Annotated in this window: 12 protein-coding genes and 1 other RNA gene; 6 read left to right on the top strand and 7 right to left on the bottom strand. The window is 63.0% G+C overall.

Annotated features, from left to right (window positions below):
• From tolA to WCZ84_RS03665, 5 genes are read right to left on the bottom strand one after another with little or no spacing between them, the layout of a single operon-like run.
• Positions 1-1,365: a cell envelope integrity protein TolA gene (tolA, locus tag WCZ84_RS03645; RefSeq protein WP_372684902.1), complete on the bottom strand. Its 1,365-nt coding sequence runs from the start codon at positions 1,363-1,365 to the stop codon at positions 1-3.
• A gap of 26 nt (positions 1,366-1,391) precedes the next feature.
• Entirely contained in the window at positions 1,392-1,823 is a 432-nt protein-coding gene (locus tag WCZ84_RS03650; protein WP_372684903.1) for an ExbD/TolR family protein, read from the bottom strand.
• Positions 1,823-2,497, bottom strand: coding sequence for a protein TolQ (gene tolQ, locus WCZ84_RS03655; protein WP_372684904.1), 675 nt, complete (start codon positions 2,495-2,497; stop codon positions 1,823-1,825). Before tolQ ends, WCZ84_RS03650 begins: the two co-directional genes overlap by 1 nt.
• Before the next feature lie 4 nt (positions 2,498-2,501).
• Positions 2,502-2,924, bottom strand: a complete 423-nt coding sequence (gene ybgC, locus WCZ84_RS03660; RefSeq protein WP_372684905.1) for a tol-pal system-associated acyl-CoA thioesterase — start codon at positions 2,922-2,924, stop codon at positions 2,502-2,504.
• Positions 2,925-2,975: 51 nt separating this feature from the next.
• Positions 2,976-4,727 carry a proline--tRNA ligase gene (locus WCZ84_RS03665; RefSeq protein WP_372684906.1) on the bottom strand — a complete coding sequence of 584 codons (1,752 nt, stop codon included), beginning with the start codon at positions 4,725-4,727 and terminating at the stop codon, positions 2,976-2,978.
• 66 nt (positions 4,728-4,793) lie between these two features.
• On the opposite strand from WCZ84_RS03665, the gene WCZ84_RS03670 reads away from it, so the two are divergent.
• The 5 genes from WCZ84_RS03670 to WCZ84_RS03690 all read left to right on the top strand — a co-directional run bounded on the left by WCZ84_RS03670 (position 4,794) and on the right by WCZ84_RS03690 (position 7,113).
• Positions 4,794-5,354, top strand: coding sequence for an RNA pyrophosphohydrolase (locus tag WCZ84_RS03670; protein ID WP_372684907.1), 561 nt, complete (start codon positions 4,794-4,796; stop codon positions 5,352-5,354).
• Between the two features lie 4 nt (positions 5,355-5,358).
• Positions 5,359-5,760, top strand: a complete 402-nt coding sequence (locus WCZ84_RS03675) for a hypothetical protein (RefSeq protein WP_372684908.1) — start codon at positions 5,359-5,361, stop codon at positions 5,758-5,760.
• 2 nt (positions 5,761-5,762) lie between these two features.
• A complete protein-coding gene (locus tag WCZ84_RS03680) occupies positions 5,763-6,065 on the top strand; it encodes a cell division protein ZapA (RefSeq protein WP_372684909.1) in 303 nt (100 codons plus the stop codon).
• A 40-nt stretch (positions 6,066-6,105) separates the two neighbouring features.
• A non-coding RNA gene (gene ssrS, locus WCZ84_RS03685) (6S RNA) lies at positions 6,106-6,286 on the top strand.
• A 92-nt stretch (positions 6,287-6,378) separates the two neighbouring features.
• Positions 6,379-7,113 carry an SIMPL domain-containing protein gene (locus WCZ84_RS03690; protein ID WP_372684910.1) on the top strand — a complete coding sequence of 245 codons (735 nt, stop codon included), beginning with the start codon at positions 6,379-6,381 and terminating at the stop codon, positions 7,111-7,113.
• Here the strand turns inward: WCZ84_RS03690 and lgt are convergent.
• Entirely contained in the window at positions 7,064-7,843 is a 780-nt protein-coding gene (gene lgt / locus WCZ84_RS03695; protein ID WP_372684911.1) for a prolipoprotein diacylglyceryl transferase, read from the bottom strand. The two genes, WCZ84_RS03690 and lgt, sit on opposite strands and share 50 nt — an antisense overlap.
• A 75-nt stretch (positions 7,844-7,918) precedes the next feature.
• Here lgt and msrA point away from each other — a divergent pair, with 75 nt between their 5' ends.
• Complete coding sequence (gene msrA / locus WCZ84_RS03700) at positions 7,919-8,455, top strand: peptide-methionine (S)-S-oxide reductase MsrA (RefSeq protein ID WP_372684912.1); 537 nt, start codon at positions 7,919-7,921, stop codon at positions 8,453-8,455.
• A 17-nt stretch (positions 8,456-8,472) separates the two neighbouring features.
• Here msrA and WCZ84_RS03705 read toward each other — a convergent pair whose 3' ends face one another.
• Positions 8,473-9,453 carry a nucleoside recognition domain-containing protein gene (locus tag WCZ84_RS03705; RefSeq protein WP_372684913.1) on the bottom strand — a complete coding sequence of 327 codons (981 nt, stop codon included), beginning with the start codon at positions 9,451-9,453 and terminating at the stop codon, positions 8,473-8,475.
• Positions 9,454-9,762: the final 309 nt, after the last annotated feature.

The following is a 9,762-nucleotide window of genomic DNA, read 5'->3' on the forward strand; positions in this document are numbered from 1 at the left end:
TCAACGACCTCCTTGATCATACATCCGGTAATCTACATCAATATACGATGGATATTTGCCGCCGGGCGGCTTGGGGAAGGGTGAGCACGCCAGAATGCCCTTTTGGACGGCGCCATCAAAACGTGAAATTCCAGAGGAACGGATCAGTTCGACCTGACGTACCTGCCCGTTGCTTTCCAGGTGAACCCGGAACAGACTGGTTGGGTTTTGCGTGCCGGTTTGTGCCGGGACATTGTAGATGACGCCGGGCTGCACGCACGCCCGGATTTTTGCAGCATAGCCATCGTTGCCACCGCCACCGCGTTGGTTGCGGTTGGCATTGCCATCCGGGATACCGGCGGCTTGCAGGGCATCACTGCGCAAGGCTTCCAGGGCTTCGCGACGGGCGGCTGCTTCCTTGGCCGCTTTCTCCTTTGCAGCCTTTTCTTTCGCCGCCTTCTCGGCAGCGGCCTTCTCGGCAGCGGCTTTCTCGGCAGCGGCTTTCTCGGCAGCGGCCTTCTCGGCAGCGGCCTTCTCGGCAGCGGCCTTCTCGGCAGCCGCCTTCTCAGCGGCGGCTTTCTCAGCGGCGGCCTTCTCGGCAGCGGCTTTCTCGGCAGCCACTTTCTCGGCAGCCGCTTTCTCAGCGGCGGCCTTCTCAGCGGCGGCCTTCTCGGCAGCGGCCTTCTCGGCAGCGGCCTTCTCGGCAGCGGCTTTCTCGGCGGCGGCCTTCTCGGCAGCGGCTTTCTCAGCAGCCGCTTTCTCGGCAGCGGCCTTCTCCGCAGCGGCTCTCTCGGCCGCCGCCTTTTCTTCGGCTTCACGGGCAGCCTGTTCGGCCAGCCTGCGCTCCATTTCCTCGCGTGCTTTGCGCTCTTTGGCCAAAGCGATCTCCGCCTCTTCGCGCGCCTGTGCGGCTGCCCGTGCTTCCGCCAGGGCTTTTTCGACCTGCGCTTCGTGCTCGAGCGCCTGCTGGGCAGCATGGGCTGCGGCCTGCTGAGCCAGCGCTTGTTGCTGGGCCAGCTCGGCCGCCAGTTCTGCACTTCTGTCGGGCTCTGGCTCGGGCTCTGGCTCGGGGACCTGCTCTGGTTCGGGGTCCACTTCTGGCGCGGGCTCGGTTTCAGGTTCGGGTTCGGGCTCGGATAGCGGTTCGGGTTCCGGCTCCGATGTATTGACTTCGGGTAGGTCCGTAGGAACCGCCGTGTCCGTGCCTCGGGCCCACAATTCGACCTGGACGGGGCCGGGATTATCGGGTGCACTGGCAAACCCGAACACCATGAGCAGGATCAGCAGGCCATGCGCGAGCAGCGAGAGCAATACGCCGTACTGGTCATCGCGAGGGGGGCGCTGAGCGCGCTTGCGTTGGACGAGATCTGGATCGGGCTGAGTCATGAAGCAGGCGTGGCCATCGGGGTGCCTCAGGGGCGTGCCTGGGCATTCTGGTTGACCAGCAGGCCCAGGCGGGCGACGCCCGCGTCACGCAGTTGGTCCATGATGTGCATGACTGTTTCGTAGGGCACCTGGCCATCGGCCGATATCACAACGGGTGCGTCCGGCGCGGCCAATGCCTGGATCTCGGCGGGCAGGTTGGCCTTGTCCACTGGCCGGAACGCAGCCGAACCTTCGCGCAGCCGAACTGCCAGGCGCCCTTGGGCGTCGATCTGGACTTCTACCGGTGTGAGCGGGACTTCCGAAGCCGTGCCTACTGTGGGCAATTCGATCTGCCCTGGCGTGATCATCGGCGCCGTCACCATGAAGATGACCAGCAGCACGAGCATGACATCGATGTACGGTACGACGTTGATGTCATTGTTCAGGCGCCGGCGGCGGCGATTGTTCAATGTGTTCATCAGTGCACCTGTCGCTGCAGGATGTTCAGGAATTCGTCCATGAAGCTTTCAAAACGCATGGCCAGCCTGTCGATCTTGCTGGTATAGCGGTTGTACGCCAGTACGGCGGGTATGGCCGCAAACAAGCCGATGGCGGTCGCGATCAGCGCTTCGGCAATACCGGGGGCTACGGCGGCCAAGGTCGCCTGCTGCATCGTGGACAGGCCCATGAACGCGTGCATGATGCCCCACACCGTACCGAGCAAGCCGACATACGGGCTGACCGATCCGGTCGATGCGAGGAAATTGAGATGGGTTTCGAGGCTGTCCATCTCGCGTTGAAAAGCCGCCTTCATGGCTCTGCGTGGCGTATCGAGCAAGGTGTCGCCGCGGCTTTGTGCCCGACGGGCTTTAAGGTATTCTGTCATGCCCGAATCAAAGATGCGCGCCAAGGCGCCATACTCGCTGCGCCGGCTGGCGATGGCCTGCTGCAGAACGGTGAGATCGCCCCCCGCCCAGAAATCTTCCTCGAACCGGCTGGTTTGTGCATCAGCCCGTTTCAGTGCCGACCACTTACTGAAAATGAAGGCCCACGACACGATCGAGGCGATCAGCAAAAGCAGCATGACCAGTTGGACGGGCAGACTGGCATTGCCCATGAGGGAAAGCAGCGACAGATCGCTAGTGGCTTGCATTTGGTTACTGTGCCTTGTGCAAAAGAATGCGTAGGGTAGCGGGAATACGCACGGGTTTGAAGCTGCCGGCGTTCACGGTGCAGACTTGGATCTGGCCGTCCGCCAGTATGGTGCCGTCGCGACACGCCTGCTGCTCGAACAGCATCGAGGACGCCCCCAGTTCGCTCATGCGTGTACGGATCGTGAGACGGTCATCAAGACGCGCGGGTTGCCGCCAGGCCATGTCCGCGCGCCGGACTACAAACAATAAGTGTTCTTGTATCGCAAGCATGCGTTGATCAAGCCCGAGCGCGCGCAGCCATTCGGTACGGGCGCGCTCGAAGAACTTGAGGTAATTGGCATAGTACACGACACCCCCGGTGTCGGTATCCTCGTAATATACGCGAACGGGCCATTCGGTGTAACGGGCAGGTGTGTCGGCGGACATGATTTTGGTGAGGCCTTGTGACAGGCCGCGGCCTGGGCGCCGCGGCCGGGTTCAGGGGGTGTCCTGAAGGCGGCTTGCCTTCAGCCGTTGCAGGATGTGGCCCAGTGCCTGGTCGACGGGTATTGCTTCGGCCTGGGCGTCCGTGCGGGCCTGGATCTCGACCGCGCCGGCCTTCAGGCTGCGCTCTCCCAGGGTGGCCCGCAGGGGTACGCCAATGAGTTCCCAATCCGCGAACATCACACCCGGACGGATATCGCGATCATCCAGAATCACGTCTACGCCTTCGGCGAGCAGATTTTGGTACAGACGGTCGGCTGCCGCTCGCACGGCGTCGCTTTTACCCAGCCCGATGGGGCAGATCACCACTTCGAAGGGCGCGATGGCGAGCGGCCAGATCATGCCCCGGTCATCGTGGTTCTGTTCGATGGCCGCAGCGGCAATGCGGCTGACGCCGATTCCGTAACAGCCCATCTGGAGCACGGTCGGTTTGCCGTCCGAATCCAGAAAGGTGGCGTTCAAGGCCTGGGAGTACTTGTCGCCCAGGAAGAATACGTGGCCGACTTCGATGCCCCGTTGAATGGCAAGCGTGCCGCCCTCTGGGGCGGGATCGCCCGCCACCACGTTGCGCAGATCCGCGATCAGGTCGGGCTCCGGGAGATCGCGCCCCCAGTTGACCCCGCTGAGATGGTAGCCGGCCTCGTTGGCGCCACAGACGAAATTGCCCATTCGCGCCACTGTGGTGTCCGCCACGACCGTGATGGCCCCCGGGGTCAGCCCGACCGGACCCAGGTAGCCGGGCTCGCACCCGAAGGTCGTCAGGATCTCGTCTTCGGTGGCCATGCGCCAACCGTTCTCCAGGCCGGGCAGCTTGCCGATCTTGGTTTCGTTGGCGTCGTGGTCACCGCGGACCAGCAGGAGCCACAGACGAGCCTCTGCGCCGGGCTGCTCGCCGGCCAGCACGATGGCCTTGACCGTGCGTGCAAGCGGCAGCCCCAGCTGGGTGGCCACGATATCGCACTTGGGCGCATTCGGTGTCGCGCGTTTTTCGAGGGGGACCTCTGCCGCCTCGCGCGCCGGCAGCAGGCAGGGCGCATCCGCCAGTTCGATGTTGGCCGCGTAGTCCGTCTTCGGGTTGTAGACGATCAGGTCTTCGCCCGTCTCTGCAATGACCTGGAATTCATGGCTGCGCGTGCCGCCGATCGAACCTGTGTCGGCTGCGACGGCCCGGAAATTCAGGCCCAGGCGGGTGAAGATGCGCTGATAGGCTTCATACATGCGCTCATAGCTGAGAAGGGCTTCTTGCTCGTTGCGGTCGAATGAGTAGGCATCCTTCATGATGAACTCGCGGCCCCGCATCAGGCCGAAGCGGGGGCGGCGCTCGTCGCGGAATTTCGTCTGGATGTGGTAGAAATTCAGCGGCAACTGGCGCCAGCTGTGGATCTCGTTGCGCGCGATGTCGGTGATGACTTCTTCAGACGTGGGCTGGAGCACGAAATCCCTGTCATGCCGGTCATGCAGACGCAGCAGTTCGGGGCCGTATTCTTCCCAGCGCCCCGATTCCTGCCAGAGCTCGGCGGGCTGCACCACGGGCATGAGCAGCTCGATGGCCCCTGCACGGTTCATCTCTTCGCGGATGATGGCTTCGATCTTGCGAAGGACCTTGAGGCCCATCGGCATGTAGGTGTAGATGCCCCCCGCGATCTTGCGGATCATGCCTGCCCGGGTCATGAGCTGATGGCTGACGACTTCGGCCTCGGCCGGGGCTTCTTTCAGGGTATTCAGATGGTACTGGCTGGCGCGCATGGTCGGGATCCCGGTAGGTACGTATAATCGACGGTAATTGTATTGAATTCATGGCAGAGGTGGCCCATGCTGGATCGAGAAGGCTACCGTCCCAATGTCGGCATCATTCTGGTCAACCGCAAAAACCAGGTGTTCTGGGGCAAGCGCATCAAGGAGCATGCCTGGCAGTTCCCCCAAGGGGGCATCAAACAGGGTGAATCGCCCGTACAGGCGATGTACCGGGAACTGCACGAAGAAACCGGTCTGCAGGCCGAACACGTACGCATTCTGGGGCGGACACGAGACTGGCTGCGTTACGACGTACCCGATCATTATGTCCGGCGCGAACTGCGCGGTCATTATCGCGGGCAGAAGCAAATCTGGTTTCTTTTGCGCATGGTGGGGCGCGATTGCGACGTCAGCCTGCGGGCGACATCCACCCCCGAATTCGACGCCTGGCGTTGGAACACGTACTGGGTCCCCCTCGATGCCGTCATAGAATTCAAGCGCGACGTCTATTCACGGGCGCTGCACGAGCTCTCGGGTTTGCTGTTTGCCCGCGGGCAGGAAAATCGCTATCTGCGGCACCATCGGCGCCCTGAAGGGGCCATGCCGGCGCCCCCCCCATCGGCTCACACCAAGGTCTGAAGGCATGCTACAGGATCTAGACAAACTGGCTACCCGCATTCGGCAGGTCGTGGCGTTGCTGCAGCAGGCACGCTCCGAGTCCGAAACCCGCGCGGCCCGCATCGCCGAACTCGAACACCGGTGTCGGGACATGCAGGAACAGGCTGCTCGCGACAGCAAGGCCCTGGCCCTGGCCAATAAGCAACTGGCCGAGCACGAACAGGGTCTTCAGGCCGCGCGCCTCGAATCCGACCGGGTCCGCCAAGACCTCGAAAGCCGCCTGCAGGATCACCAGGGCCGGTCCCAGGCCCTGCAGAACCAGCTCGATCGCACCGTCACCGAGCGCGACCGTCTGATCGACGTCGCCACCGGCGCACAGCAACAGATCGAGCTCATCCTCGAACGCCTCCCGGGCGCGGAGAACTGATCATGGAACGCGTGGATGTCACCATCCTGGGGCGCGACTACTCTCTGGCCTGCCCCGCCGACGAAAAACCCGCTTTGCTGGCCGCCGTGCGTCTGGTCGATCAGCGCATGCAGACCGTCAAGCAATCGGGCAAGGTCGGCAGCACCGAGCGCATTGCGGTGATGGCGGCCATACAGATCGCCAACGAACTGCTCGCCATGCGCGCACCCGATGGCCCGCTGGGGCAACTTGCCTTGGGCGATTTCAAGAGTAAAATTGAAGACATGAACGGTTTGCTCGATCAGGTTCCGGGCCTCACCGTTTAAAAGGCTTTTCACACCCAGCGTGTTCGGTGGGTGTTCGATCAAGTCCCTGCCGTGTTCGTGACCAGGCCTATCATTCCTTGAACCAATGCTTAAGGCATCGGTTGCCGGATTGACAGGCGGGTGAGCTTCCTTCACCTGGATAGCCCAAAACCTGGCTGATGGCGACCACCGTGAACCTCCGGTTCCGGGATGCCGGCCTTGACGGCACAGGCGGGGCATTTTTCAGTGCTGTGTGGCGTGCGCCAGCGAAACGGCATATTTTGTACGCGGTCCCGTCGCACACGTGCGGCGGGTCCTTGTTTTCAGGATCCCCATGAAATCGTTCCTCTACAGACACCGTCATATTGGCTTGTGGCTGGCAGCGCTTGCCCTGCTGGCGCCGCTTGCCGTGCAGGCGCGTGATCGCGGCCCGCAGCAGCCGCTCGCCAACCTGTCGGCCGAGGCCAGCGCCGAAGTCGATCAAGACACCGTGCAGATCACTTTGGTGGCCGAACTCGCGGGTTCCTCGCAGGGGGCGGTGGCCGAGCAGCTCAACCAACGGCTGGATGGGGTCATGAAGGCCGTCTCCGGCCATGAAGGCATCGCCGCACACAGCGGCAGCTACCGCCTATGGCCGTCCACGGATCGGGACGGGCGCATCACCGAATGGCGGGGCAGGGCCGAAATCATCCTCACTTCCCAGGATTTTCCACGGGTGTCCGGGCTGGCTGCCGAGCAGGCCGAATACATGGCCATTGGCGGGTTGTATTTCTCTGTCTCCGAAGCCCGGCAGGCAGCGACCGAGCAGGCGCTGCTCGGGCAGGCCGTCAAGGCCTTCCGGGCCCGCGCCGAGGCGCTCACCGACGCGCTGGGCTTCGCCGGCTATCGTTTGCGTACTATCGATCTCTCGGGCGCCGGGCGCTTCCAGCCCATGCCGGGGCCTGCCCGTATGCTGAGCATGGCCGCCGATGCCGCCCCCGCGCCGGTCGAAGGCGGAAAAGAACGTGTCACCGTGTCGGTCAGTGGGTCGATCGCCTTGCTGACCAAAAAAACAGGATCGCCCCAATAAGGATCATGGGTACAGACAAAATCTGGCCCATCGAGAACCCGGCGAACAGGCCCAGGAAGTCATCGGGCTCGCGGGTGAACTCCACGGCGAATCTGAAGACGCCGTAACCCATCAGAAACAGGGCACTGACCTGTCCGGTCGGTCTGGGCTTGCGTGCGAACCACCAGATCACGGCAAATAGCACCAGGCCCTCGAGGCCCATTTCGTAGAGTTGCGAGGGGTGGCGCGGCAGGTCGTCGCGTGACCCTGGAAAGATCATGGCCCACGGCAGGTCGCTGGGTCGCCCCCAGAGTTCGCCATTGATGAAATTCCCCAGGCGGCCGGCAGCCAGGCCGGGCGGGATCAGGGGGACGATGAAGTCGCCCAGGGTCAGCAGGGTCAGGCCCCGGCGGCGGGCAAAAATCAGCATGGCGATGATCACCCCCAGCAAGCCGCCATGAAATGACATGCCGCCCTGCCAGACTTCCAGGATCGCCAGAGGATTGCTCAGGTATTCTGCGGGTTTATAGAACAGGGCGTAACCCAGCCGCCCGCCCAGCACCACCCCCAGCACCCCGTAAAAAATGATGTCCTCGAGGTCGCGCAGCGTCAGCTGGCCAGGATGATGGTGAATGCGCCAGCGCCCCAGAAGCCAGGCGATGCCGAAGCCGGCCAGGTACATCAAGCCATACCAGTGAATGGCCAGTGGGCCGATCTGCAGGGCGACGGGATCTATGTGGGGGGCAAGCATGGCAGGGGCCTGAATCAAAGCAAAAGGGATGATACCCTGATCAAAAACGGCAAGGACCAACGCGAGGGTCGATGAATGGAACAGATTATTTTAGGAGGTGGCTGCTTCTGGTGCCTCGAGCCGGTCTTCCAGGCGCTGGCCGGGGTGACTGAGGTGGTGCCGGGCTACTGTGGCGGGTCGCTTCCCGAACCGACGTATGAGCAGGTCTGCAGGGGGGATACCGGGCACGTGGAAGTGATCCGCGTGACGTACGATCCCGATCAGATCCCTTGCCGGGCTCTGCTCGAGGTGTTTTTCGGCAGCCACGACCCCACCACGCCGGATCGGCAGGGCAATGACGTGGGGCCGCAGTATGCGTCCGTGATCTTTGCGCTGTCCCCCGAGCAGCTGGCCCTTGCCCAGGCCTTGCGCAGCGAAGTCGCGGCGATGTTCGAAGCCCCTCTTTGTACCCGCATCGAAATGGCGGGCCCTTTCTGGCCCGCCGAGGGGGTGCATCATGCTTATTATGCAAACAATCCTGAACAAGGCTATTGTCGCTACGTGATTGCCCCCAAACTGGCAAAATTTCGCCAACGCTATGCGCAGTGGCTCAAGCAGGGGGCGGGCCGATAGCTGCGGCAGGGCGATGTTCACCCTGGGCCTCGTCCCGGACGCGCGTCCGCCTGCAGCCGATTGCCCCATGGGGTGCCGGGCAGCGTCAGGCGCGCCATCAGGGCCAGGATTCCCAGCGTGGCCAGCGTGCGGAACACGAGCACGACCCAGATATCGGCACCGATGGCCAGAATCAGCACGGTATCCTCGATCAGGGCATGGCACAGCGACAGCCACGACAGCGCCAGCAGGCGTGTGCGGGGGCTGAAGTTCTCGCGGTCCGCCGCTTCGATGATCAGGGCGCCGCCATAGGCCAGCCCGAGCAGCACCCCGACCGTCGTCAATGGGGCTGCCCGCTCTTCCAGGCCCGACAGGCGTAGCACCGGGGTTAGCAGGCGCGTGATCTGGCGCGTGATGCCGAAGCGCTCGAGAACGTCCAGCAGCAGAACCAATGCAACGATGACGACGAAGACCAGCACCATGGATTCCGCCGTGTTCCAGATCCAGGTCAGAAAATCCTGCGGACCTTGTTGCAGCGCTTCGTCGTGGTGCATCCAGGCCAGAGACACAGGCGCCTGCAGCAGGCCGAAGGCATTGCATATCCAGGCGGTGAGGCCACCATACAGGGCGCCGATGCCCAGGCGCAGGCCGCCTGTAATCAGTGCGCTGGCCCCGGCCTTGCGGACGATGGATTGTTCGGTGGGTATGTTGTGCGCAAACAGCATCATCGCGCCCAGCGCGCTGATCTGGGCGACGTTCATTTGCAGGTTGTCGGACAGCACGGCCATGGTCGCCATGCCGGCATAGATGTTGGTCAGGAGGGTGGTGGCCCAGATGATGCCGGCTTCCGGTGGCAACCCGAGCAGGCCCATCACCGGTGCGAGAACTTCCCCTGACAGACGCACCAGCCCCAGCCGATCGGCGATGTACACGATGAGCATCACCGGCAGCATGATCCGTGCCACCGTCGTGAACATGCGCACGCTGCGCACACAGATCGTGATCAGATAAGAAAGCATGGGAGGGATGCGGGTCGCGGGCTATGAAGCGGACAAGACATTGGCCGACTGGGTGGAGACACGGCATTGTAGGCTGATTGCGCCCCGCCGCGCGGTTTTGCGCGGTTCTTGCCCGGTGCCATTTGGCGTGCTATATTCCTGTTTCTTTGCGGTTCAGGGCAGGGTTAACCCTTGCGCTGGTGGCCTTTTTGGGGCGGTGCGGGGCTGTGGCCCGGCACGGTGTTCCGGGGCACTCTGGCGTGCTGGACGGCAAGGCAAGCGCAGCAGGGTCAAGTTTGACATTGAACGATGTGAATGGTTTAATGGCGG

It is taken from the genome of Castellaniella sp. (assembly GCF_041675725.1).
Lineage (GTDB): Bacteria > Pseudomonadota > Gammaproteobacteria > Burkholderiales > Burkholderiaceae_B > Castellaniella.

Bases quoted from the DNA above. Each gene is read 5' to 3' on its own strand.
- tolA (WP_372684902.1), bottom strand. From the start codon at position 1,365: ATGACTCAGCCCGATCCAGATCTCGTCCAACGCAAGCGCGCTCAGCGC.
- WCZ84_RS03650 (WP_372684903.1), bottom strand. From the start codon at position 1,823: ATGAACACATTGAACAATCGCCGCCGCCGGCGCCTGAACAATGACATC.
- tolQ (WP_372684904.1), bottom strand. From the start codon at position 2,497: ATGCAAGCCACTAGCGATCTGTCGCTGCTTTCCCTCATGGGCAATGCC.
- ybgC (WP_372684905.1), bottom strand. From the start codon at position 2,924: ATGTCCGCCGACACACCTGCCCGTTACACCGAATGGCCCGTTCGCGTA.
- WCZ84_RS03665 (WP_372684906.1), bottom strand. From the start codon at position 4,727: ATGCGCGCCAGCCAGTACCATCTGAATACCCTGAAAGAAGCCCCGGCC.
- WCZ84_RS03670 (WP_372684907.1), top strand. From the start codon at position 4,794: ATGCTGGATCGAGAAGGCTACCGTCCCAATGTCGGCATCATTCTGGTC.
- WCZ84_RS03675 (WP_372684908.1), top strand. From the start codon at position 5,359: ATGCTACAGGATCTAGACAAACTGGCTACCCGCATTCGGCAGGTCGTG.
- WCZ84_RS03680 (WP_372684909.1), top strand. From the start codon at position 5,763: ATGGAACGCGTGGATGTCACCATCCTGGGGCGCGACTACTCTCTGGCC.
- WCZ84_RS03690 (WP_372684910.1), top strand. From the start codon at position 6,379: ATGAAATCGTTCCTCTACAGACACCGTCATATTGGCTTGTGGCTGGCA.
- lgt (WP_372684911.1), bottom strand. From the start codon at position 7,843: ATGCTTGCCCCCCACATAGATCCCGTCGCCCTGCAGATCGGCCCACTG.
- msrA (WP_372684912.1), top strand. From the start codon at position 7,919: ATGGAACAGATTATTTTAGGAGGTGGCTGCTTCTGGTGCCTCGAGCCG.
- WCZ84_RS03705 (WP_372684913.1), bottom strand. From the start codon at position 9,453: ATGCTTTCTTATCTGATCACGATCTGTGTGCGCAGCGTGCGCATGTTC.